23 protein-coding genes and 1 pseudogene are annotated in these 23487 nt (G+C 62.9%); 13 read left to right on the forward strand and 11 right to left on the reverse strand.

All coding sequences use genetic code 11. The annotated features are described in order from the left end of the window. Window positions 1-16 precede the first annotated feature (16 nt). The 4 genes from AC1DDO_RS17155 to AC1DDO_RS17170 all read left to right on the forward strand — a co-directional run bounded on the left by AC1DDO_RS17155 (window position 17) and on the right by AC1DDO_RS17170 (window position 4374). Window positions 17-1360: an MFS transporter gene (locus tag AC1DDO_RS17155; protein ID WP_476972363.1), complete on the forward strand. Its 1344-nt coding sequence runs from the start codon at window positions 17-19 to the stop codon at window positions 1358-1360. A gap of 40 nt (window positions 1361-1400) precedes the next feature. Further along, window positions 1401-2729, forward strand: coding sequence for an aspartate aminotransferase family protein (locus AC1DDO_RS17160; protein ID WP_476972364.1), 1329 nt, complete (start codon window positions 1401-1403; stop codon window positions 2727-2729). Continuing rightward, on the forward strand, window positions 2726-3121 hold the full coding sequence (locus AC1DDO_RS17165; protein WP_476972365.1) for a RidA family protein: 396 nt from the start codon (window positions 2726-2728) through the stop codon (window positions 3119-3121). Before AC1DDO_RS17160 ends, AC1DDO_RS17165 begins: the two co-directional genes overlap by 4 nt. 71 nt (window positions 3122-3192) lie before the next feature. Beyond that, entirely contained in the window at window positions 3193-4374 is a 1182-nt protein-coding gene (locus AC1DDO_RS17170; protein WP_476972366.1) for an aspartate aminotransferase family protein, read from the forward strand. Between the two features lie 221 nt (window positions 4375-4595). Here the strand turns inward: AC1DDO_RS17170 and AC1DDO_RS17175 are convergent, their stop codons facing one another. Both AC1DDO_RS17175 and AC1DDO_RS17180 read right to left on the reverse strand, forming a co-directional pair. Continuing rightward, a complete protein-coding gene (locus AC1DDO_RS17175) occupies window positions 4596-4826 on the reverse strand; it encodes a hypothetical protein (protein WP_476972398.1) in 231 nt (76 codons plus the stop codon). A 206-nt stretch (window positions 4827-5032) separates the two neighbouring features. Continuing rightward, window positions 5033-5137: pseudogene (locus tag AC1DDO_RS17180) on the reverse strand (hypothetical protein); the annotation flags it as partial. A gap of 223 nt (window positions 5138-5360) precedes the next feature. On the opposite strand from AC1DDO_RS17180, the gene AC1DDO_RS17185 reads away from it, so the two are divergent. The 4 genes from AC1DDO_RS17185 to AC1DDO_RS17200 all read left to right on the forward strand — a co-directional run bounded on the left by AC1DDO_RS17185 (window position 5361) and on the right by AC1DDO_RS17200 (window position 9676). Further along, on the forward strand, window positions 5361-6755 hold the full coding sequence (locus tag AC1DDO_RS17185; protein ID WP_476972367.1) for a flavin monoamine oxidase family protein: 1395 nt from the start codon (window positions 5361-5363) through the stop codon (window positions 6753-6755). 17 nt (window positions 6756-6772) lie between these two features. After that, window positions 6773-7186 (forward strand): Rid family hydrolase, encoded by a 414-nt coding sequence (locus AC1DDO_RS17190; protein ID WP_476972368.1) that lies wholly within the window; start codon window positions 6773-6775, stop codon window positions 7184-7186. Between the two features lie 142 nt (window positions 7187-7328). After that, the gene (locus tag AC1DDO_RS17195; RefSeq protein ID WP_476972369.1) at window positions 7329-8813 is read left to right on the forward strand and encodes an APC family permease; all 1485 of its coding nucleotides are present in this window, start codon (window positions 7329-7331) and stop codon (window positions 8811-8813) included. 194 nt (window positions 8814-9007) lie between these two features. Further along, the gene (locus tag AC1DDO_RS17200; protein ID WP_476972370.1) at window positions 9008-9676 is read left to right on the forward strand and encodes a TetR/AcrR family transcriptional regulator; all 669 of its coding nucleotides are present in this window, start codon (window positions 9008-9010) and stop codon (window positions 9674-9676) included. Between the two features lie 66 nt (window positions 9677-9742). Here the strand turns inward: AC1DDO_RS17200 and AC1DDO_RS17205 are convergent, their stop codons facing one another. From AC1DDO_RS17205 to AC1DDO_RS17220, 4 genes are all read right to left on the reverse strand, one after another. Next, window positions 9743-10045 (reverse strand): Dabb family protein, encoded by a 303-nt coding sequence (locus AC1DDO_RS17205; protein WP_476972371.1) that lies wholly within the window; start codon window positions 10043-10045, stop codon window positions 9743-9745. Window positions 10046-10140: 95 nt separating this feature from the next. Beyond that, window positions 10141-10581, reverse strand: a complete 441-nt coding sequence (locus AC1DDO_RS17210; protein WP_476972372.1) for a cupin domain-containing protein — start codon at window positions 10579-10581, stop codon at window positions 10141-10143. Between the two features lie 74 nt (window positions 10582-10655). Then, complete coding sequence (locus AC1DDO_RS17215) at window positions 10656-11480, reverse strand: fumarylacetoacetate hydrolase family protein (protein ID WP_476972373.1); 825 nt, start codon at window positions 11478-11480, stop codon at window positions 10656-10658. A 12-nt stretch (window positions 11481-11492) separates the two neighbouring features. Next, the gene (locus AC1DDO_RS17220; RefSeq protein WP_476972374.1) at window positions 11493-12281 is read right to left on the reverse strand and encodes an SDR family NAD(P)-dependent oxidoreductase; all 789 of its coding nucleotides are present in this window, start codon (window positions 12279-12281) and stop codon (window positions 11493-11495) included. A 311-nt stretch (window positions 12282-12592) separates the two neighbouring features. Between AC1DDO_RS17220 and AC1DDO_RS17225 the strand changes: the two genes are divergently transcribed. Further along, a complete protein-coding gene (locus AC1DDO_RS17225; RefSeq protein WP_476972375.1) occupies window positions 12593-12904 on the forward strand; it encodes a putative quinol monooxygenase in 312 nt (103 codons plus the stop codon). 481 nt (window positions 12905-13385) lie between these two features. Here the strand turns inward: AC1DDO_RS17225 and AC1DDO_RS17230 are convergent, their stop codons facing one another. Together AC1DDO_RS17230 and AC1DDO_RS17235 are read right to left on the reverse strand one after the other, a co-directional pair. Then, window positions 13386-13850 carry a DUF4913 domain-containing protein gene (locus AC1DDO_RS17230; RefSeq protein ID WP_476972376.1) on the reverse strand — a complete coding sequence of 155 codons (465 nt, stop codon included), beginning with the start codon at window positions 13848-13850 and terminating at the stop codon, window positions 13386-13388. Window positions 13851-13863: 13 nt separating this feature from the next. Further along, on the reverse strand, window positions 13864-15642 hold the full coding sequence (locus AC1DDO_RS17235) for a type IV secretory system conjugative DNA transfer family protein (RefSeq protein ID WP_476972377.1): 1779 nt from the start codon (window positions 15640-15642) through the stop codon (window positions 13864-13866). 227 nt (window positions 15643-15869) lie between these two features. Between AC1DDO_RS17235 and AC1DDO_RS17240 the strand changes: the two genes are divergently transcribed. From AC1DDO_RS17240 to AC1DDO_RS17255, 4 genes are all read left to right on the forward strand, one after another. Beyond that, window positions 15870-16175 carry a hypothetical protein gene (locus tag AC1DDO_RS17240; RefSeq protein WP_476972378.1) on the forward strand — a complete coding sequence of 102 codons (306 nt, stop codon included), beginning with the start codon at window positions 15870-15872 and terminating at the stop codon, window positions 16173-16175. Beyond that, the gene (locus tag AC1DDO_RS17245) at window positions 16172-16954 is read left to right on the forward strand and encodes a tyrosine-type recombinase/integrase (RefSeq protein WP_476972379.1); all 783 of its coding nucleotides are present in this window, start codon (window positions 16172-16174) and stop codon (window positions 16952-16954) included. Before AC1DDO_RS17240 ends, AC1DDO_RS17245 begins: the two co-directional genes overlap by 4 nt. 4 nt (window positions 16955-16958) lie before the next feature. Then, on the forward strand, window positions 16959-17309 hold the full coding sequence (locus AC1DDO_RS17250) for a helix-turn-helix domain-containing protein (protein ID WP_476972380.1): 351 nt from the start codon (window positions 16959-16961) through the stop codon (window positions 17307-17309). A 407-nt stretch (window positions 17310-17716) separates the two neighbouring features. Then, window positions 17717-19075 carry a hypothetical protein gene (locus tag AC1DDO_RS17255; RefSeq protein WP_476972381.1) on the forward strand — a complete coding sequence of 453 codons (1359 nt, stop codon included), beginning with the start codon at window positions 17717-17719 and terminating at the stop codon, window positions 19073-19075. A gap of 59 nt (window positions 19076-19134) precedes the next feature. On the opposite strand, the gene AC1DDO_RS17260 is transcribed toward AC1DDO_RS17255, so the two are convergent. Genes AC1DDO_RS17260 through AC1DDO_RS17270 form a run of 3 tightly spaced genes read right to left on the reverse strand, consistent with a single transcriptional unit; the run spans window position 19135 to window position 23487 of the window. After that, a complete protein-coding gene (locus AC1DDO_RS17260) occupies window positions 19135-20691 on the reverse strand; it encodes a helicase HerA domain-containing protein (RefSeq protein ID WP_476972382.1) in 1557 nt (518 codons plus the stop codon). After that, the gene (locus tag AC1DDO_RS17265) at window positions 20691-22199 is read right to left on the reverse strand and encodes an SCO6880 family protein (protein ID WP_476972383.1); all 1509 of its coding nucleotides are present in this window, start codon (window positions 22197-22199) and stop codon (window positions 20691-20693) included. The genes AC1DDO_RS17260 and AC1DDO_RS17265 overlap by 1 nt, the downstream gene beginning before the upstream one ends. After that, the gene (locus AC1DDO_RS17270; protein WP_476972384.1) at window positions 22186-23487 is read right to left on the reverse strand and encodes a TrbL/VirB6 family protein; all 1302 of its coding nucleotides are present in this window, start codon (window positions 23485-23487) and stop codon (window positions 22186-22188) included. Before AC1DDO_RS17270 ends, AC1DDO_RS17265 begins: the two co-directional genes overlap by 14 nt.

A 23487-nucleotide genomic window follows, 5' to 3' on the forward strand; every position in this document is an offset into this window, starting at 1 on the left:
ACCACCTGGAGGCATCATGGAAAACACCGGACAAGCAGCGCACGAACAGACAAAATCCCTGCGGCGGGCCATCATGGGAAGCCTTGTTGGCACGTCTCTGGAATGGTACGACTTCTTCCTCTATGGGACGGCAGCCGCCCTCGTCTTCGGCGAGGTATTCTTCCCGTCATATGACCCTCTAACGGGAACGCTCTTATCATTCATTACATTCGCTGTGGGCTTTGCTGCCCGCCCCGTTGGCGCAGTGATAGCTGGCCACTTCGGCGACAAGATCGGACGCAAAAAGGTTTTGCTGGCCACCATCATGGTGATGGGAGTGTCAACTATCTGTATCGGACTCCTCCCAAGCTACGCGACCGCAGGAGTGCTCGCTCCGATTCTGCTGGTCACCGTCAGGCTGATTCAGGGCCTTGCACTTGGCGGTGAATGGGCTGGCGGCGCGCTAATGATCGCCGAACGCGCACCCCAGGAACGGCGAGGCTTCCTAACAAGCTTCGTTCAGGTCGGTGCGTCCATCGGCAACCTTCTGAGCACCGGAATCCTGCTGCTGATGTCCACGGCCCTTCAACACGACGATTTCGTTGCTTGGGGGTGGCGGGTACCGTTCCTGCTGTCGGCAGTAGTAGTTGTCGTGGGCATCTACATTCGTCTGAAAGTCACCGAGACACCCGCCTTTGACGCCTTGAAGCAAAGTGGCAGCGTCAGCAAATCCCCCGTGCTTGAGCTGTTGCGGCGCCAGCCCCTCGACGTCCTTCGCGTGATTGGAATTCGGGCCGGAGCGGACATTATGTTCTACCTGCTCATTACCTTTCTCCTGACCTACATTTCGAAGACCCTGGGCCTGCCCACTACGGTTGGCCTCACCGCAGCGATGCTTGGAGCGGGAATGCAGCTCCTGACGTATCCGGCTTTCGCCGCACTCAGCGATCGCTTCGGTCGGAAACCGCTGACCATCTTCGGCGCGGTAGGGGCGATCATCTGGATGGTCGTCGCCTTCTTCCCGCTGGTCGACACCAAATCTGTCGGCTTGATCATCCTTGCCGTGCTGGTCGGTCTCGTCTTCCACTCTGCGATGTACGGCGTCCAGGCAGTGTGGATCTGCGAGCTATTTGACGCCAAGCACCGGTACAGCGGCGCTTCGCTCGGATACCAACTAGCCGGCATCGTTGGCGGCAGCCTGGCACCCACCATCGCGATCGGTCTTCTGCAGATCTTCGGTTCCACAACTGCCATCACCGTCTACGTCTGCATCGCTCTGGCCATTGTCGCTGTGACGGCTGCCTTCACCCGGGAAACCCGGGGCGTGAGGATGAACGACCACGAAGAACAGCAAACTGCGGACACATCTGTTCACGCATAGCGTCCGGCCGCCGGCCACACCAAATGAACTAGGAAAAATTATGACCAGCACAAGCACGCTGAAGGCACTCGAGGCTGAGTGGTTGGAGACGTATCACCGGCGAAATGCCCGATCGAAGGCGGCGAACGAGTCCGCACAAAATTTCATTGCCAAAGGTCAGCGAAGCCGGTTCAACTCGGGAATGCCGTATCCCGTCTACATCCAGCAGGGATCGGGTTCCCATTTCACTGACGTGGATGGCAATGACATCCTGGACTGCAACGCTGGGTGGAACGCAAGCTTTATTGGACGGTCCCACCCGGTCGTGGCCGCCGCAGTGCACGACGCTATGAACCAAGGGGGGGCGCCTGGAGGCGCGATGCACCCCTCCCCCATTCGGGACGAATTCGCGCAACAGTTGTGCGAACGCATCCCGGGTGCGGAACGGGTCGTGTTCGCCCCCTCCGGGTCGGAAGCCAATACGTACGCGCTGCGTCTCGCCCGGTCCTTTACAGGGCACCAGACCGTCATCAGGGTAGCTGGCGGCTTCCACGGCCAACACGACGCCCTCCTCGGCGAACAATCGTCAAAAGCGGGTATCTCACCAACTGCACATGACAACATCATCACCGTGCCGTTCAACGATCTGGCAGCCATTAACGAGGCCCTGGACCTCCATCCGGGGTCAGTCGCGGCAGTGATCGTTGAACCCATGATGACGATCCCCGGCGCTGTGCATCAAAGAAATGGGTTCCTTGAAGGCCTCCGCTCTGCCACACAGCGCCATGGGACGCTCTTCATCCTTGACGAGGTCATAACTGGATGTCGATTCGCTGTCGGCGGCGCAAGTGAGTACTACGGCTTTGAAGCGCCGGACCTGATTGTCATGGGCAAAATGCTCGGCGGCGGCCTGCCTGTCGCCGTAGTGACCGGGCGGGCCGACATTCTTGAGCAACCAATCAGCGCATCAAACACGCATGCTCAAAATCCTGTTGCCCTTGCCGCGGCCGTAGCTACGATGCGACTAACAACCAGGGAGGTATTCACAGAAGCGGCGTCTAAGGGCGACAAGCTACGAGAGGCCCTACGCGGCCTCTCGGCAAGGCTTGCAACCCCGCTGGCAGTCACTGGTGACGGCCCGTGCGTGGGACTCCACTTCACCAGTGAAGAAGTCATTGATTTCGCGTCAGCCGAACGTGCAGACCACGGGTTGTGGCGCCTAATGTGCTTGGGATTGGCCAACACTGGGCTCGGGCTTACCAGCAGGACCTTTGGTCCGAATGCAGCCTGGACCGAGGAAGATCTCGAATTTGCCATCCAAGCCTTCACCTCGACGCTCACGGCAATTTCGAGAGCGCAGAAAAATACATTGCAGGAGGCCAGAGTATGACACATCCAACAAAGAGGACGGAAGTGTTAAGCGTTGACGTACCAAGCCCCCGCGGTCACTTTTCGCACGCCGTAATCGCCGGAGATTTTGTGCACGTGTCCGGCCTGCTCGGCTTTGACGCCTCCGGACAGCTCCCTGAACCGGGGGACATCGAAGCTCAGACAGCGCGAATATTGGACTCACTCGAGTCGATCCTTCATGCAGCAGGTTCTTCTCCAGCCTCCTTGGTAAAGCTCACTGTCTACGTCACCGACATCAGCGAACGTTCCGCAGTGAACAGGCTGCGGGCTACTCGCTGGCCCGACACAAAACCGGCCAGCACCCTTGTCGAAGTCAGTGACTTGGCCGCCGAAGGTGCCGTCATCGAAATCGATGCCGTCGCCGTACGCTGACCCGCAGTCCCTGGCCTACACAAGCAGGCCAGGGACTGCCCCCAACGCCCCAGCTGAAGAGAATCGACACAATGCCAACGTCCACCAAACATTTGCCCGACATTTTCGATCGAGCCAAGAGGGTCATGCCAGGCGGCAACACTCGTTCGACCGTGTTCGTCCCTCCCCATCCACCGTATGCCGCCGAAGGTTCCGGCGCCCTTGTCACCGATGAAACCGGACGATCGGTCATCGACTGCAACAACAACTACACATCCCTGATACATGGGCATGCCAAGGAAGAAGTCCTTGACGCCGCTCTTGATGCCGCCAAAAAGGGAACTGCATTCGGCCTGCCGACCAGGTACGAAGTGGAAATGGCTGAGTGCCTTGCAGAACGAACCGGTATCCAGCAGTGGCGCTTCTGCAACTCGGGAACTGAAGCCGTTCTCATGATGCTTCGCGCAGCGCGAGCCCACACGGGGCGCGACATCATCATCCGCTTCGAGGGCAGCTACCACGGCACCGGCGATGAAGTTGTGGACCAAAAATCGCTGGGCGTCCCGGCTTCGACACGACAATCTGTTATTGTGCTCCCCCAAAACGACCTCCGGGCTCTTTCGGATGCACTCCAAAACCACAGCCACAGAACTGCAGCGGTTCTTATCGACCTGATGCCTAACCGCGCGGGGCTGCAACCAGCAACCCAGGAATTCGTCCAAGAGCTCAGGGCACTCACACGGCAATACGATGTGCTGTTAGCGGTAGACGAAGTGATCAGCCTTCGCCTTAGCTGGGGGGGGTTTCATAAACATTATGGCGTGGAGCCGGACCTGATCTCGGTAGGGAAGATCATTGGAGGCGGTTTTCCCGCCGGAGCGATCGGCGGAAGCCCCGACATTCTCAAGACGTTCAGCCCAACAACGACCGGCAACGTCATGTGGGGTGGCACGTTCACCGCCAACCCCGTGACTATGGCAGCTGGCCTCTCTGCCCTCCGCCTATACGACGAAGAAGCCGTATTAGATCTGAACATCCGAGGCGACCGCTTGCGCAGTCAACTGAAATCCGCGGGAATTCCGGTCAACGGCTTCGGATCACTGATGCGCATAGTCACCCCAGACATCGAATCCCTTTGGTGGAATCTCTACGATAAGGGCGTCCTGGCCGGCTCCAATGGACTCCTTGCCCTCTCAACAGCAATGACCGATGACCACATCCAACAAGTCGCAGAAGCAGTCATTTGTAGTACCGCTGACCTCTCAGTCAAATGAAGGTGATTCAAATTGAGAGAGCTGGTCGGTTGAGTGCAATAAAACCACAACCAAACCGGCTTTGCTGCTTTTGACGTTCTTCCGAGATAGGCCTAGAACTCACCTGACAGGATGAGTGTTGGAGGCCGGCGGTGGCTGGTCAGCCGATTGGGAGTGTGCGCGTGAGTACCTGGATCAGAACGAGGAGCGTCAGCTCGAAGGCCTGGTTCTGGACCGGGTCTTCACCGGGATATAGCCAGGCCACAGCTCATCGAACTGATGCCGTTCGCCCGCGACGGAGACGCAGTGGTGTAGCGGTTGGCGATGGCGCGCCATAGTTTCTTCTGCCCGGTGACCCAGGGGTTGGCGGCAGCTGCTGCAGCGAGCGGCACTTCGTCTTGCTCCGGCCTGGGGCTGTACTTCCTGATGGACGCCTCCACGGCTTCCCTGTGGGCCCCGGTGTACCAGGGCATGATGCGGACCAGTGTGGCCGGTGCGCCGGAAGCGAGGACGACGGCGCGGCCGCGGTCGAGTTCGGCGAGGTTGGAGACGTCGAAGATGCGTTCCTTGCCCTCCTGCCGGGAGCGGCTGGAGCCGGACTTGCCGGAGGAGATGGAGACGTTGGTGTAGCTGTAGTCCCGATCAGGTCAGAGAGTGCGCGGAGGAAGCCTTCTTCGGCGACGCCGCCGCCGTAGACCTTGACGTTGGCGGCCGACCAGATTTTCCGCATGTTCGCTTCGCCCCACCAGTTAGTAGAGGGGACGCCCCGAGGGGCGTGTCCCATTGCCAGGGACTACTGCTGCGGCTGGGGACAGCCGACGAGTGCAGGGCCGGTCAAAGAATATTTCAGAAAAGTGCTGCTACTTCAGCCTATTCCTGCTAAATTGATTGCTACCTAACGTTAGTTAGGTCACTCTCTAGCGTTAGGTACATCACTGAGGGGAGCTGCGGTCGTGAGCCGTCTGGCGATCGCATCGTGGGCTCCCATAAGCAGGAAGAGCTTCACAATGTCAACCACTGTTAATGAGGCCGGCAACCAGACCGATGCCATCATCGTGGGTGGCGGCCTGTCTGGAATGGCCGCCGCCTACACTCTGGCGAGCGAGGGCCTGCGGGTCACGGTGCTCGAAGCGAAGGACCGTGTGGGAGGCCGCACGCATTCTGACCCGGATGTCCCGGGCGGTCCTCTTGATCTGGGCGGCATGCTCATTGGAACAACCCATCATCGTTCGCGAGCTCTGGGGGAGGGACTTGGCTTGGCCTGGGTTCCGGCGCGACCGAAGGGCGATATGAGCTACCGCGTCGAAGGGCAGGTCGTGAGGGCTCCTGATGGGGGCTACCCGGAGTCCATCGCCGGGGCCACCGACCTGGAAGTGGAGCTGTCGAAGGCAAACGCACTGTTCGATGAACTCGCCAAGCAGGTCGGAGCGGAGGGGCCGTGGAACACCCCTGAGGACATCGCACTGGACAGCATCACCGTTGCGTCGTGGCTTGAGCAGAACGTTGCCAATCCGGTGGTGCGTCGCATCGTCACCACGGATCTGAATATCATCGTCGGTGCCGATACCTCGGAGATGTCCATGCTGTTCTGGGCGCAGTACGTCGCTAAGTGCGAAGGCATGCGCTCTCTGCAGGTCACCGCCAACGATGCCCTTTGGCTCGGCGGCTCCCAGCAGATCTCGCAGCGAATCGCAGAACTGCCTGGGATCACTGTCGTCACCGAGGCACCCGTTCACGCCATCTCCTACACCAATGACTTGGTCGTAGTGGAGTCGGCGCAGGGCCGGTTCACCGCACCGGCGGCCACCATCGCGGTTCCGCCGTCCGCGGCGAACACCATCCAGTTTTCACCTGAACTGCCCCTTCCCCGCCGGCAGCTGCAGGCCCGAGCGCCCATGGGTCGGGAGTCGAAGGTCCAGATGCGCTATGACCGCCCGTTCTGGCGTGATGCCGGCCTTTCAGGCGAAATTTTCGATCTCGACCTTGGCTACCTTTCCCTGGACGTCACCCGGCCCGGGGACGACTGGTCCACTATCGTGGCGTTTATCGGAGGAAAGGACTACGACGCCTGGTTCGCCCTCGGCGCCGAAGCCCGGAAGAAGGCGGTGCTCGATTCGCTGGTCGCAGTTCTGGGCCCTGACGCCGCCCACCCACTCGGATACCACGAGACGGATTGGCCGAGCGTCCCGTACACAATGGGCGCCCCGGTGACCGTCCTGCCACCGGGTCTGTTGAGCAGCATCGGCAACGCCCTCAACGCACCCGTGGGGCCACTCCGGTTCGCCGGCACTGAAGCCGCGCCGATGTGGACCGGCTACATGGAAGGTGCTGTCCAGGCCGGCGAAGCCGCAGCCCACAGCATCCTGGCCACGCACAAGACCCTGGCGGCAGGTGCCGCCTGATGACTAAGGAGCCATCAATGACAGAAGATACCGCTGCCGGTTTTACCTACCTCGTTCCAGAGGGAACGGAAGAGGTGGGCGAAACCTACGGGCTGGCTCCGGGACTGCGAACGGGCGACCTGATCTTCGTTTCCGGCCAGCTCGGAATCGACGAGAACGGCGCGATCCCGGCTGACGGTGCGCGTCAGGCTGAGCTGGCGATTCTCGCCGTGCAGCGTGTACTGGCCGAGGCAGGGGCTACCCTGCGTGACATTGTTCAGCTGCAGACCTTCCATAAGGGAGGAATGGCTGCCACGAACGAATGGTTCCTGCCGGTGAAGTCGCGCTTCTTCACAGCTCCTTACCCTACGTGGACAGGCTTCGGAGTCTCTGACCTCGGTGGAGAAGGCGCCCTTATCGAGATCGGCGCCATCGCCCGCGTCCGCTCCTGAATCCTGCACGGCCGCCCGCACCACACATGTTGGCGGGCGGCTACGCAGGCGGGATCCTTAGGGTCCCACTTCTTTCTGGCGGCCAGCTTGGGGCGGCACCAGGTCCATCCATTGATTCGCATCCAAAAAAGAGGCAAACAAGATGAGGAATGATCCCCCTCCCACGACACTGAACACCCGCCCAGCCTCGGAGACGACGACCAGCCGTCTCACCGGCAACATGGGCATCACCGAGCTCGTGCTGAGCGTGCTCGCCTTCTCCGCCCCGATCGTCACAGTCTCGGGTTTCATCGCGTTCACGGTCATCTTCAGCGGCACTACGTCCCCCGTCGCTTTCCTGACGGCCACGGTCGCCCTGACCATCTTCGCGGTCGGATTCACGACCATGACCAAGCACATCCCGCGCCCGGGCGCCTTCTACGCCTACGTCAGCACAGGCCTAGGCAAGATCATCGGGCTCGGCGGCGCCTACCTGGCCATCGTCTCCTACTCCATGATCATCACGGGACTATACTCCTTCACCGGAATCACCATGTCTGCGCTGGTCCAGAGTTTCGGCGGACCAGAGACCCCCTGGTGGGTGTGGTCCTACACCGCTTTTGTGATCGTCGGTGTTCTCGGCTACTTCAACATCGAACTCTCAGCGAAGGTGCTGAGCGTGGTCATGATCCTCGAAGTCGTGGTCGTCATGACGTTCAATGTCGCGACCCTCTCCAAGGGAGGAGCGGAAGGACTTTCCGCCGCACCGTTCAACCCGGTGGAATTCTTTTCCCAAAGCGAGGTGGGCGTTGCGTTGCTGTTCGCCTTCCTGACCTTCATCGGATTTGAAGCCACCGCCATGTACCGGGACGAGGTCAAAAACCCCAACAAGACTGTTCCCCGGGCCACCTATCTCGCCGTGATCCTCATCGGTCTGCTGTACTGCCTGTCCTGCTACGCACTCGTCAGCGCCTACGGCTCCAAGGCCGTGGATACCGCCACCAACAATACGACGGGCATGTTCAACGACGCACTCGACCGATTCGTCATGCCGGGTTTCTCGAACGTCGCGCTGGTCCTCATCGCTTCCTCCTGTGTTGCTGCTCTGATCTCAACCCATAACGTCATCGCCCGGTACCTGTTCAACATCGGCTCTGACCGGGCGCTGCCGCCCTATCTCTCCAGGGTTCACAAGCGCCATCACTCCCCTCACCTGGCATCTATCACCGTCTCGATCGTGGTTGCACTGGCCCTGCTTTCCTTCGTCGTCGCAGGCACCGACGCCGCTCAACTTTACGGTCAGATGGCCGGCCTCGGTTCCACCGGCGTTCTCGTCCTGATGGCTTTGGTGAGCCTTGCCGTAGCGGTGTTCTTCTTCCGCAAGGGAGTGCCCGCCAGCGAAAACATCTGGAAAGTCTTCGTCGCACCCATCGTGTCCTTCCTGGCACTTACGGCCGTTGTCGTGTTCGCCATCATGCGCTTCGAACTCGTCGTCGGCGGTGAACCAGGGCAGAACCTTGGACTGCTGTACGTTCTGGGCGCAAGCCTCCTCCTCGGAACCCTCGTTGCGGCATACTTCCGATGGGCCAAGCCGCAGATCTACCAGGGACTTGGCCGGAGGGACACAGGACCAGTCGACCTGTCCTGACTGGACTGTGGACGGGGGGGGCTGGAGACAGCGCCCCCTCCACAGCCTCGGCCAGCGCCGCTTTCCCCGTCAGCGTCCCCGCATGCTTGGGACGTGAACGGCCGTTGGCGGCGATCATGGCTGATGAGTGGACTTAAGATAGGCAGGTGGCCATCTGCCGGCAGCTGGCCATGCCAAACAGATTCAGGAGAGAAATGTTAGAGCGACCGCAGCGCATGCAGGCTCTTGACGTCGTGCGCGACCAGATAGCTTCGTTCGACTGGACGAACCTGACCGATGGACGACGACTCATACTTGAGGCGTTCCTACGCATCGCCACTACCGCCGGTTATTCAGCAGTCACAATGCGGGCCCTCGGCAGGCAGGTGAACGTCAAGGCACCTAGCCTGTACAGTCACTTCCCCGGCGGTCGGGATGAGGTCGTCAGCGAAGCCCTTACGTGGCACTACTCCCAATTTGCTACCGGGACCATCCAGGCAGTCGAACGCACGGCTGACGCCATGGAATTCTGGACGACGCTTGTCGATCAACACATCCGGCGCCAGCTGCAGACTCCTGAAAATGACATGTTCGACCTGATGCTCGCAACGGACCGGATCAGCGGGTTCCTCCCGCCCGAAACCCGCGAAGAAATTAGCCACCTCGTTGATTTGAACGCCGGGCTGTTCAAAGGCGCTGCCCTGGACATGGGCTATCAGGGCGACCTCGACCAGACCATCGCGATTGTCCTCACCGTCCTGGATGGAGTCCGATCATGGAGCCGCTGGAACGGTGACATCGCTGCCTTGGATGGCATCGCGGAAGTCGCCATCCGCACCTCCTTAGCGACCTTGGACGCGCACCTACTCAGCAGCACAAAGTAACCGCTTGCGACGACGGGGTGCCCCTGAATACTCAGAGTATTCAGGGGCACCCCCGTTTGCTTCGGCTCAGACCCGTGAATCGATGATCGCCTTCTCGGCGACGTGCACCGCGACTTCCCGCGCCACGGCCAGGTGCAGCGGATGTTCCATGTAGGTCTCCAGGGCGGCTTCGGATTCATGGTGGGAAACGAGAACCAGATCCCAGTGGGCGGTGACCTTTCCCAGATCCGGCCGTACCCGCAGGTCCAGCAGTCCGGGAATCCGGCCGGTGTCCAGTTTCCTGAGTTCAGCCTGGGCCAACGATGACTGCCGGCGCTTTTCCTCGACGTCATTGCCGGAAAGGCGGAAAGCTACGATGTGCTGGATCATGGGGTTGTCTCCTGAAATGGATGGCTGAAGGGATATCGATTCGAAAGAGGGCTCCCGATCGTGAATGATCGGGAGCCCTCTTTCCTGTCCAACTCTTAGTCGCGGTAGTCAATCTCGATGTCCGCGACCTCATGATCCGGGAGGTTCACCACGATGTTGTCCGGCTGGCGGGTGGTGAGCCAGATCAGTTCCTTACTGCGGCTGGCGTTTCCCTCGATGTGCGGCATGTGCGGGGGTACGAAGATGAAGTCTCCTTCATCCGCGTAGACGATCTCCTCGAATCGTTCCCCAAAACGAAGGTATGCGCTGCCCTGCAGGACATAGCCCCCGGTTTCGGCCACCCCGTGGTGATGCGGATCGGAAGCCTCGCCTACCGCCGTGTACACCTTTCCGAACCAGAGGTGCTCGACCTCGGTGTTCCGGGGCGTCACACCGGCATAGCGCCGCGCCTGTGAAGTCTGGTCCTGGTCCAGAAAGGGGAGATCGTCTCCCTTCTGTACGCTGGGGCGCTTGTACTCGATGCGCTGTTCGGTCATTTTCTTCTTCCTTCCTTAAGTGCGCCTCTGGCGCACTGTTCAAACTTGGTTGGTTCTGCCGTGTTGGGGGAAGCTCAGTCAGCCGTTCCGATGCGGATGGTGTTGCGCAACTCGCCGATTCCTTCAATCCGGGTCCTCATCACGTCCCCGTCCCGCAGGTATCGCGGCGGTGTCTTGACGAAGCCGACGCCTCCGGGAGTGCCGGTAGCTATGATGTCTCCGGGCTCCAGCGTCAGAAACTGGCTGATGTAAACCACCAGCTTCGTGACGCTGAAGATCAGGTCGGACGTGTTACCCGACTGCTCCACCCTGTCGTTGACAAGGGTTTCGACTTGCAAGCCGTCCTCGGGAGAAACTTCGTCGGGTGTGACGATGACCGGACCCAGCGGTGAGGATTTATCGAAATTCTTGCCCTGGAACCATTCCGAGGTACGGCGTTGCCAATCCCGGACGCTCAGGTCATTGAACACCGTGTAGCCTGCTATCGCCTCCCGCGCCCGCTGCTCGTCGGCCTGGTTGGTTCGTGTGCCGATCACGACTGCAAGTTCTGCTTCCCAGTCGATTTCTGCGCTCAGGTCGGGTAAGCGGATCTCGGCCCGGGGCCCGGTCAAAGCGGTGGAGACCTTGGCGAACAAGGTCGGCACTTCCGGAGCCGTCTTGCCGACTTCTGCGGCGTGGTCGTAGTAGTTCAGGCCGACGCAGATGGTCTTGCCCGGCCTGCAGATCGGGGCCAGGAGGTCTTCAGGGTCAGGCGCTTCGCCCTGCTGCGCGGGAAGTGAAGTCCATTCCGGAGTATTCAGGAGCTGCCCCACGTCATGAACGGCGTAGTAGTAGGTGCCGGTTTCGTCTTGCCGGAATGCACGGCTGTGATCGCCGTTCCGGGCGGTGCCGAGCCTCATGGAAACCTCCTCCTAGACCAGGGTCATACCGCCGTCGATCATGATGCACTGGGCGGTCATGTAATCGGAGTCGCCCGAAGCCAGGAAGAGCGCGGTGCCGACGATGTCCTTCGGGTACGCCTTCCGGCCACGGATGATGCCCTTCTCATACTCATTCAGCGCCGTTCCGGGCTTCTCAATGTCACCAATGGCGTACAGGTCCTGATCCAGCTTGTCCCAAAGGGGCGTGGCAACGACACCCGGAGCAAAGGCGTTCACGGTGATCTCATGCTTGGCCAGCGCCTTGGCCCCGGACTGGGTCAAGGAAATGACGGCAGCCTTCGAAGCACTGTAGGGAGCAAAGGTGGGGAACCCTTCCCTGCCGGCAATTGAGGACGTGTTGATGATCTTGCCGCCCTGTCCCTGCTCGACCATCTGCCTGGCCGCTTCCTGGGTGCCGATTAGCACGCCCAAGGCGTTGATATCCAAAACCTTCCTGAAGTTCTCTTCCGTGATGTCGAGGAACTGCATTGGGGCATTAAAGCCCGCGTTATTGAACCAGACATCGAGGCGGCCAAACTCGCTGACTGCTGTTTGAACCGCTGCGCGCACCTGGGCCCGGTCAACAACGTTTGCGACGGCATAGGCGGCCGAGCCGCCAGCTTCGACGATGTCCTCGACAGCCTTCTTCGCAGCGTCCTCGTTCAGATCGACGATCAGGACCCTCGCACCCTCACGGGCGAAGGCCTCACCGAACGCCAGGCCCATACCACTGGCACCGCCAGTGATTCCAATTACTTTGCCTTCAAGCCTTCCAGCCATGAGAGCCCTTCCTCCCTGCGCGTCTCTGCGCGGTCGATGTTCTAACGCCAGTAGTGCCTAACTAACGTTAGGTAGCAATGTAGCAGATATCACACCAGAAAGCAGCACCTTTTGGAAAATCTGGCCCGCTGCCTCGGAGTCTTATGGCTGGCTTATCGGCAGAAGCCCCTCGCATTCAGGGTTCGCAATTTTTGCGCTGGGATCGCGGGCACCGCTCGCAGCACTCGAATAAGGCTGCCGCGGCCTCTATCCAATCTACGCCGCCCGAGCTAACGTTAGTTAGGTTGATCCACAAACCAAAGGAGTATTTCTTGAGTGTCATAGTTACCGCCCACTTCGAAGCGCACGAAGGGCACGAGCAGAACCTCATCGATGCACTGAGGGAGTCCATCCCTGCGGTTCATGCTGAGCCGGGCTGCCTAATGTTCGCCCTCCACAGGGCTGAAAACCGCTCTGTAGTCCTGCTCGAAAAATGGGAGTCGGAGGAGCTTCTCCAGACGCACCTGGATGGAGATCCGGTGGCCGCCTTAGTGGACCGAATCAAGCCCCACATCGCCAAATCCCCGGAAGTGGTTCGGCTAACGGCTGTACCGGCTGGGACCGGACATCAAGGAATTCTCTAAGATCACGACGCCGCAAACCATGCGCATGTGACCCTTCCGTTCCTCAGAGGAATGCAGCCACCGGAGCCTCCTGACTCTCGCAACTCGGGAGGCCCCGGTTCCACTCCGGATCAATCCATCTTCAAGGTCTCGCACCACCAGCCCCTGAGATACCAACACGACTTTTCGGATGGTTGGCTCGAAGAGAGCCGCCAGCCAGGATAGGAGTAATGTGATGGCAAATTTGTTCCTGGCCATTCTTGGAATATTCCTCCTTCTCACTGCTCTAGGGTTGCGGCGACCCAAAGCCGCGCCTGGTCACATGCAGCCCCGCGGTACAGCTGTTTTTCAAACAGGCCATCGGCCTCTGCGGTCACCGCAAAAACGGCTGCCGCTCTCGTAACAGCAGTGGCTCATCTTTTGTCGTGCTATCGATCCTCGCGCCGGAGCGGTAACTAGCAAGTTCGAGGTGCACCCGGGTCCACTGAAGGCTCCGCCTCCCCTAGGAGCCCACCCCTTGCGGCCGGGCGGAATCAAGGCGGACATCGGGGAACCAGCCTTCGGGAGCCTTTTGTGGCTCCAAATGTTCGGGATCGCGGTGCTTCTGCATGTCGCATTTGTAGTACGGCCCGCGTGGGTCCAGGAGCACGCTCATGTGGTGGTCTGCGTGGTCTTTGAACCAGACGCTGATCCCTGTGGCCCCGTCGAGCCGGAGGTGTTCCCATGCCCGCCACAGCGCTTCGACGCGGGAGACGGCTTCGGGGTGGAAGTACCACTCGATGCACCATTTCGCGGCGCGGCCGTCGACGTCGCGGACGTAGGTGGGCAGCAGCTGTTCGTGCAGGAACTCTTCGGCTGAGCCGTAGACCAGTTCCGGTGGCTTCTGCTCTTCGGCCGGCCTTTCCGCAGGTGCCTCTGTCTCGCCGGTGCTGGAAGCTGTGCTGAAGCGGCCGATGTCGATGGTCATGGCGGAAACTCCCCTACGTCGTGATCCATGGATTGGCGGCATGGGGTGCCGGCACAGCCGCTACGGGTTCGTCCGGTTCCTCGGGGCGGGGGCTGTAGGTCTTGATGGACGCCTCGACGGCGTCTTTGTGGGGTCCGGTGTACCAGGGCAGGGTGCGGACGAGTGTGGCGGGTGCGCCGGAGGCGAGGACGACGGCGCGGCCGCGGTCGAGTTCGGCGAGGTTGGAGACGTCGAAGATGCGTTCCTTGCCCTCTTGGCGGGAGCGGCTGGATCCGGTCTTTCCGGAGGAGATGGAGACGTTGGTGTAGCTGTAGTCCCCGATCAGGTCCGAGAGGGCTCGGAGGAACCCTTCTTCGGCGACGCCGCCGCCGTAGACCTTGACGTTCGCGGCGGACCAGATTTTCCGCATGTTCGCCTCACCCCAGAGTTCGACGCCCTGTGACCAGGACTGCAGGATGCCCATGACGATCAGGCCCTTGGAGCCGTAGTGGCTGAACTGGTCCGGCAGGGCTGCCCAGCGGACGACGTTGGCCAGCTCGTCGAGGGCGAACAGCGCGGGCTTGGGCAGGCGGCCGCCGCTGCGTTCGGCGCGTTCCTCCATGGCTTCGGCGATCGCCACGGTCAGCGCTGTGGTGAGCGGGGCGGCAGAGCCGGCGCCTTCCTTGGAGAGGATGTAGATCGATTCCTGTGAGGCGGCGAAGTCGTGCGGGGTGAACTGGCGTCGGGCGTCCGTGGCCACGGATGCGCCGTGGGCCGGGGCGACCCAGCGCAGCGTGTTCCTGCTCTTGAGGCACTGAATCATCTTCTCGGCCGTGCCGAAGATACCGTCACGCTGCTTGTCAGCCAGCTTCAGCGTGGACTCCAGACCCTTGTACTGCAGCTCGTAGTCATGCTCCCTCAAAATCTCGATGGGTTCCTGGCTGACCTGCTCCGTGACCCACAGGTAGACCTGGGTGATGGGCAGCCCGCCGAGTGCGGCCGCGAGGAAGTAGGAGGAGAGGATGTCCTCGGCTTTGGGGTCGAAGTAGGCATCCGGCTTAGACCCCGGCACCCGTGAACCGACAGAAAAGTGCTGGGTGAGCTTGTACGCCTTCTCTTCATCCGTGACATAAGAGAGCGGATTCCACCACCACTGTGCTTCCTCCTGCGCGATCTTCTGCGGATCAAACACCCATACCGGGGCCGTGAGCTCGCGGACGCCACGGGTGCCGTCCACCACGTCACGCTTGTTCGAGGTCGACACCACAGCACCGGGTGCGTCCAGGATCGCGGGCATGACCCGGGAGGTTGACTTACCGGTACGGGGGCCCCAGATATCGAGGCTGAGGTCTTCCCAGGACTGAATGAACGTCTGGCCGGTGGATACAACCTTGCCGACGACGATTCCGGGGGTGTCTGTCACGCCGAGGCGCTCGGCGGTGGCTTTGGCTCCCTTCTCGGAGAACGCGGCCAGGGACTTCCCTCGACCCAGGTACCGGGCGGCTTTGTCGACGCGGGCACGTTTGGACGAACCTTTCTTCCAGGCCACGAGCACGACGATGGTCAGGACCAGGATCACCCCTGCCATAAGGGCGGCCGCGACGGTGGACTGGACGGGCCAGGGCACCCGGCCCTTGATGAGCCCGGCGATCAGATCAATCGGATGTTTGGGGGGTGAGTCGATGCCGGCCATCCAGGAGCCGAGGTGCGCGGCCGCGTAGGTCCCGCCGCCGAAGACGACGATGAAGCCGATGGCGAACCAGACCAGCAGGGCATCGCCGAGGCCCATTCCTTTACGGTTCGGTGCGCTCACAGCGTGCCTCCCTCAGCCGGTACGGCAGGGGTCGTTGGCTCGAGGAGGATTTCCGGGATTATCTCTATTCGCTCAGGTTCGTTGGCCTGTTCTGCGGCCGGGAGTCGCGTTTGAGTAGGTGATGTCGGTTCGGAGCCCCTTGGGGCCCGAATCGACGAACCATCGACGAGAGTGACGGTTTGGGCGTAATGTCGACGCATGCTCGCTCCTTCTGAAGTTGGTAGCTGATGGTGCTGGTGGCGTTGCCCGGTGGCGGCGCCATGGATCCGGCGTTCTGGAGTGTGCAGGCGGCCGAGGATTTCGAGCAGGAGATCGTTGACCAGTACGCGTTGGCGATGGCAGCGGCTGGTTTGAGCGACTCGCATATCCGCAATACCCGGGCGACGATTATTGAGTTCGCTCGTTCGGTGACGGGCCCGCTGTGGGCGGCGACCTGCCAGGACGCCGACCGGTTCCTGGCCGAGCAGCGCAGGCTGGGTCGCAGTGTGAGCACCAGGGCCGGCAAGGCAGGGACACTCGCGTTGTTTTCATGATCAGCCGTTATCAGGGCCGGATCCATCGGGTGGCCGGCGTGCTGGTAGAGCAGCCCATCGATGAGTTCAACCGCCAGTCCGGGGCGGCGCTGGGCAACGTCAGAGTGCCGCCGTCTGATGCCGAGATCGACGCGTTCTTTACTTGTTGGCGGCACTCGATCCCGCAGGCCCGCAAGTATCTGCCCGCCGCGCGGGACTACTTCGCTGCATCGCTGTGGCGTCGGCTGGGGTTGCGGATCAACGAGACGGTGATGCTCGACATCCGTGACTGGCGCCCGGACTTGGGCGGGTTCGGCAAGCTCCATGTCCGGTTCGGCAAGGGAGCACAGGGCCGTGGCCCGAAGCCGCGTCTGGTGCCCGCGATCAATGGCGCGGCAGAGCTGATCGACTGGTGGCTGGGCGAGGTCCGACACCAGTGCGGCGAGGACTGGGCTGACCCCGACGCACCTTTGCTCCCCTCGGAGCGGTTCGACCGCGAGCTTGGGCGATGCGGCCGGGTCGGTGGCAACGCGCTGCGGCGCAGCCTGGGGTTGCAGGTCGAGCAGTGGTTGCCGGCATGGTCGGGTCGGATGACGCCCCACGTTCTGCGGCATTACTGCGCTTCCTCGCTGTACGGGGCAGGGATGGACATCAAGGCCCTCCAGGAGTTGCTGGGGCATCAGTGGCTCGCGACTACCTCGGGTTACATCCACGTGCGCAGCGAGCACGTCGAACTGGCATGGAAGAACGCCAATGAGCGGGTCGAGTCCCGCTTCGCGACTACACCGAAGGAGGGATGAGGCCGTGCTGTGGAATCTGCGGATCAGAGCCGCTGAACGCGGGGTCTGGAAGTCGGCGCAGATGCGCCGGATGCTCGCCGATGCCGGGCTGGAGATCAGCGCCGGGAAGATGTCCTCGTGGTGGGCGGGGACACCGGCGACGATGAGACTGGAGGAGCTCGACGTGCTCTGCTCAGTGTTGAAGTGCACGCCGACGGACCTGATGAGTCCCGAGCCGGACAAGGTCGCTGCACGTCGTCCACGCGCGACCGAGACCGTCAACGGCGGTGACCAGGGCCACGGCTCAGGCAATGGCGGGGTATCGCCGGTCGTCACGCCGAGATTCGGCAGGCCGCGGTCCGAGCCGCCCCTATAGGCAGGGCTGTTGTGAGTCCTGCCCCGGGCCCGGCGGCGGCGCTGCGGCCGCCATCGATGTGCCCCCGCTGCCAGATCAACCGCGTCGCCTGGGTTCACCCGCGGGTGGACTATTGCTATGACTGCCTTCCCGGCGGCCCGTTCATCGCACCGCCGTGTTCCAAGTGCGGCACCAGCATGGGCTACTTCAGCCAGGGCTTGTGCGCCGGCTGCCATCCCGGCAGTCCGCAATACCCAGGCTCCTGCAGGGGCTGTCTGGCGTGGGGCGTCTACCGCCGATACAACTGGACGTGCTGGCAGTGTCGTTGGTGGCGCTCCCACAACCCGGAAGGAATCTGCGACTTTTGCGGGCGCGCGGCCCGGATCGGAGAGCGGCGGGCCTGCCGCCTGTGTCTGGAACAGGCCCGCATGCTCCAGGAGCCCGGACATGGGCTGGACCTGGCCGGCGCGAATCAGGCCGGGCACCAACTCTTCCTCGCCAACATGACCTTCGCACGTCGGGGAGCACCACCGTTGAGCCCGGACCAACGCGCCCCATGGAAGCGGCGGGACAAGAACACCCTGCCCGGCGCCGACCACGGTGTGCAGATGACGTTGTTCGATATGGCGCCCGACCCGAAGGTTGTCGCGGCGCGTGCCCGCCTCGAAGACAGAGACCTGACCCGCTACTGCGCCGCCATCGTCCGTGAACACGCCCAGAGGGCCGGCTGGAGCAAGCGGCAACGCAACGACGTGACCCGGTCGCTTCGGCTGCTGCAGGGTTTCCGGCTCGGCCCGACCGCGAAGATCCGCGCCACCGACGTCCTCCAGCTGCGCCAATACTCGGGCAACGTCATCTCCACGATCGACGTTCTGGCCGCGGCCGGACTGCTCATCGAGGACCGGCCGACCCGGATCGAACGCTACTTCGCCGCCAAGACCAGCACCCTGCCGCCGGTCATGAAGGACCAGCTCGAGGTGTGGCTGCAGGTCCTGACCAGCGGCGCCCACCAGGCGCCACGGCAGATCCCGCGCGACCCAGGGACCATCAGGGCGCACATCATGGGCATCGAACCCATCATCCACGCCTGGGCCGAGGCAGGCTTCCAGTCTTTCGCCGAGATCACTCGCGACGACATCACAGCCGCGCTGGACGAAACGAGGGTCCGTCGCCACGTCGCCGGGAACGGGCTCAAGTCGCTCTTCACGACCCTCAAAGGCCGCCGGCTCATCTTCGCGAATCCGACCCGCGGGATGAAGGCGTCCCCGAAGGGCAGCACTATCCCTTTCGCTCTGGACGCCGCAGTGATCCGCGAGGAGTTGAACTCCCCGAACCCGGTGGTCGCCCTCGCGGTTGCCTTGGTCGCCTTCCACGCGCTGACCAAGAAACAGCTCAGCGAGCTGCGGCTCACCGACATCAGCGACGGACATCTGGTGCTGGGCACCCGCGACATTCCGCTGGCCGCGCCCGTGCGAACCCGCATGGCGGCCTGGCTCGACCAGCGCAACCGGACCTGGCCAGGCAGTGCCAACCCGCACCTGCTCATCAACCGGCGTACGGCGCCCAGGCTCCTGCCCGTCAGTCGGCAGTACCCCTGGAACGGGTTGACGCTGCGGCCGCAGGCGCTGCGCGAGGACCGTATCCTGCACGAGATCCACGCGACCGGCGGCGACGTCCGCCGCGTCTGCGATCTCTTCGGGCTCAGCGTCGAAGGCGCCACCCGCTACCTCAACACCGTCGAGCACCCGGACCTCACCCTTGAGGGCGAACAGGTTCCCCGAACCTGAGCACCCACACAGGCTGTAACCCCCGGGCATGCTCAGGTTCGCGCCCAAAGCGTCAAAATTCACGCGAACTTCTCAACGTTCTCTCTCCACTTAGCCTCGGTGTCGTTGACTCCGTCCGGGCCTTGCTCCAGGGACGTCAGTCCCACCAGGACCGGGATCCCGGGCCGCCCGCCGACCTTGATCAGGAACTTCCCGCGTCCGGGCGGTTCGACGTCGAGCCCGCGGGAGTCCCAGGCGGGCGGGTCCTGCCAGGAGATGAGCTTCTGCTGTTCCTGGCGGGACAACGGAATGGCCGAGGTCAGCAGCGGCATTTCGGAGGCCGGGAGTCCGCCGCAGATCACCATGCCGGAGCGTTCAACGAATCCGCGGGCCTTCATCCGGTCCTCCTCGGCCGGCAGTGCCAGCAGGTCGGACATGGTGTGGGAAATCATGATCTGCCCGACACCGACGGAGCGGTTCAACCGGGTCAGGGCGTCCACCCGGTCCACCATGCCTTTACCGGCGCGCAGCGCCCGCCACAGTTCATCCAGGACCACGAAGTAGTTCCGGCGCGGTTCCAGCCCGGCGTCCGCGAGGGCGTTGGCGACGTTGACGGTGCCGAAACCGTAGGACCAGCACGCGAGCAGAATTGCAGCTTGGAGGTCGGTTTCGGTCTCGTCAATGCTGGAGACGTCGAAGACCACGGCGCGGTCGCGCTTCATGGGGTTGGTGGTGTGCCGGGAGAAGATTTCTCCCAGTTTCCCGCCCCCGGTCAGGCCCAGCAGGGTTGCTTCCAGTGCCCGGGTTTCCTGCAGGTAGACGGCCATGTCTCCGCGGTCCAGCGCGACCTGCCGCAGCTCATCGGGTGCGGAGATGATCACGTCCAACAGGTCCTTCAGGACAGGTACACCGTCGAACCGGTCATCGAGGACCCGCAGGGCCCGGTCCAGGATGGTCTGTTCCTGATCGGTGGGCGGGTTGTTCCGGCTGATCGTGATCAGGGAGACAACCATGGTCAGGCGCCGGCCGTGCGCGTCGGCGCGGACCCGGGCGGCGTCCTCATGGTGGCCGCTGTCTTCGAGCAGCTGCGCCGCTTCGACGGCCTGGCCGGGATCGAGGATGTTCAGGTAGCCGACGCCGCGGCCGAGCTTGATGACCTGGCCGCCGAGTGCCTGGACCGCTTTGACGTGCTCGCCTTTGAGGTCCCCCAGGATCAGCGGGTGGACGCCCTGCGCGGAGAGTCCGATGAACATCCGGCGCACCACGGTGGACTTTCCCAGCCCCGGCTTGCCCAGGATGAACGCCGACGGATTGGAAATCAGGCGTGCCCGCTGGAACCAGCTGACCGGGTCACAGCAGACCGTGGCCTGGGTCTCCTCATGGCGTCCAAGCGGGACGCCGATCATCGGCGAGGACGCCCCGGAGGAAAACGGCCACAGCCCGCAGACCTGAACCGTGGTTCCCCGGTATTCCTTCACGGACGGAACGAGCTGGGCCATCCCGCCGCCGCGTCCGGTCCAGCCCCGGGCAGCCGGCCCGGCCTGACGCGGTTCCTTCTCAGCCTTCTTCTTCGGCGCATCTTTGACCGGCGCACCAACCGCTTTGGTTGGTCGGGCGAAGAGTTTCATGCGGGCCATCACAGGGCATCCTTGATTTCGGAGGGCAGCAGGCTGTGCTTGGGAAGGACCAGCCCCAGCGGCAGGGACGCGGCGAACGCGGTGTCCTGGGTGCCGTAGGCGCGGCGCAGCAGCACCCGGGCGGTGCCGGAGGTCTGTTCCACGGCGGCGACAGCGTCGGGGAGGCGTTCCTTGTCGGTCACGGTGGCCGTGACGACCATGCCGAAGTTCACCAGCCCGGCGCCCTGGGCTTCCTCGGCCGCGGTCTGCACGGCGGAGCGGGCATCGACCAGGGCGCGGGCGGAGGGCCGGGTCCCGGAGGTGATGCGGACGTTGGCGTTGTTCTGGTCCCGCTCCACCACGGCGGCGGCACGGGCCGAATCCATCGGACGGTAGAGCAGCGAGATCCGCTTGCGGTCAATGTCCCCGTGCGGGGCCAGCAACCGGGACAGGACCGAGGAGTTCACCGACCCGCGCGGGGCACCGGTCATGGTCCAGGAGACTGAGAACGCGCTGTCATGCCGGTAGTCATCCCAGGCCGCCTGCGTCGCGGAGGGTCCGACCTCGCCCCAGGTCAGGGACACCGGGGAGCCGGCGGCGTGGGCTTGATCAATGATCAGGGCCGCGGGCGGATCGTAGGCGATCCGGACGACCTCGCAGAGTTCCTGCGCGGACATCGGCCTGGCGATGCCGGCACCGGTGGACTGCAGCCGGGCCGACAGGCCGGGGATCCGGGACGCGAGGTCTCGGGCCACGTCCTCGGGTGTGCGCTTCTTCGATCCCGTCCGCAGGGAGGCGTTGAAGGACAGGGACACCCAGGCCCGGACCGTGGCCGAGCCTTCCGGGTAGGTGTTTACGACCTCGTGGAGCACGTTCCTGGCGAAATCCGGGGCGTTCGGGTCGATGTTCATCATGACCTCATTGCGGAGCCGGTAGCCGGAGTCCGGTGCGGTCTCGACCGTCACCGCCGCGGCGTCCAAACCAGCCTCATCGGCCAGCCCGGCGAGCCAGCCGCCCCAGTTCGCCACCCACGCATCGACCTGCTCCGGGTCCACCAGGGACGCACCGTCGGGTTCGGTGGAGAAGATCACGGTGTAGTGGCTGGTGGCCGGCACATGCAGCAGCGCGAACGGACGTTTGTAGGAGTCGGCGAATTCGTACAGGGTCGACTTCGCGGCCAGGCCGGGCAGCTGGTACATTCCCCACTGCGTTACACCGAGCGGGCCGGATCGGTAGAGGTTCGTTCCGGAGGACCTGGAGAGACGGAAGCTCATCCGTGTTCCGAAACGGTCAACAACGGACTGGCCGTGCTTGTCCTTGACCGTCAGCAACAGGGCACTGGCCCCGGCCACGGCCAGGACAGCAAGGCCCGGGAACAGGCCAAGAAGCGCGAAGGTGATGATCCCGGCCAACAACCCGGCCATGACAATGCCGGTGCCGATCGCGCCGAGGCTGCCCAGCCCGGCAGAACGCGGGACGCGCCAGTTGCCGTAGGACGGTTCCTTGTATTCGGTATTAATTGCTGCCACTGGGGCCCTCCGTTGTTTCTGATTGGCCGGTTGAATCCTGCGCGGTCTGTTGTGCGGCCTGAGAAACCCTGGACGCTGCTTGTGCTCCGACGGCGACGGCCATGCCAGCCGGACCTGCGGCCTTCGCCGCACCCGACGCGGTGCCTGCGCTGCCGGCGGCAGCTCCTGCCCCGGCGCCAGAGGTGCCTGCTGCGCCGGCTGTGGCGGTGCTGGTGGCCCCGCCCGGGCCGGTAGCCCCGGGTGTCGGCTGGCCGCCGCTTCCCTTGGGGCCCGGCGTTCCGTTGCTGCCCTTCGCAGCTGTTCCTGGCTGGTTGCTTTGTGTACTCGCCGGGGTCGGGGCGGCATTGCCCTTACCGCTGCCGCTGCGGCCCAGGGACACAGCGCCTGTGGCCATGGCCCCGACCGCTGCACCGGCCCCTGCTCCGCCGCCGGAGGCGACGGCACCAACCATGGGCGTCACGAAGCGCATCAGCGCGGGCAAAGCGAACAGGGCGACAACCATTAGCGAGAATCCAGTGATGGAGCCGATCAGGCCGTCCTTCCCCCTGCTGCCCATGAGGAGGAATGCGACCGAGTAGACGATGGCCGCAGCTGGTTTGTAGAGGATGAAAGCGATGGTCCAGCCAACCGCTTTTTGGAACCACTGCTTTCCCATCTCCGTGTTCGTGAAAGCCGCGGTGGTGGGCAGGATGCCCGCCAGGATCACCAACATGCCGCTGCGGACCACCATCAGGACGATCTGGACGAGGGAGGCAAGCAACCCGATCAATCCCAGAACGATAAGGATGAAAACGCCCACCCCCGTCTGGCCGGACACGATCAGGAGGTTCATCGACTCAGCAAAGCCCTTTCCGTCCGTGGAACGCTCAATGATGGCGGCAGAGAAAGCATCCGCGGCGACTACCAGAATCGAGATGACGCCCAGGCCCAAGCCACTGACAAGTGTGAGCGTGACGAGGGACCGCAGCAGGTCTTTCAGCGGTGCTCCGCGCTGTTCCCAGATCATCCGGATACCGCCGAGAATGACGGCGAGAACCGCCAGCGTCAGAGTCCAGACCATCAATTCGCTGTTCACCATGGAGACGATGGGACTCGGCGTCGTTCCGTCCTCGCTGGCCAGGTTCACCGTGGGCATGGACACCCAGAAAGTCGACAGAGTCGTCACCATCTGGCTCATGCCCTCCATGATGGCCTTCGCCATGTTGCCCATGGCGTCATCGGCGAGCCCTGAGACCCAGTTCCCGACTGCACATCCGGCATCAATGGGTCCACATGCTTTTTCTGCCAC

Source organism: Arthrobacter sp. 10N43 (assembly GCF_056394525.1).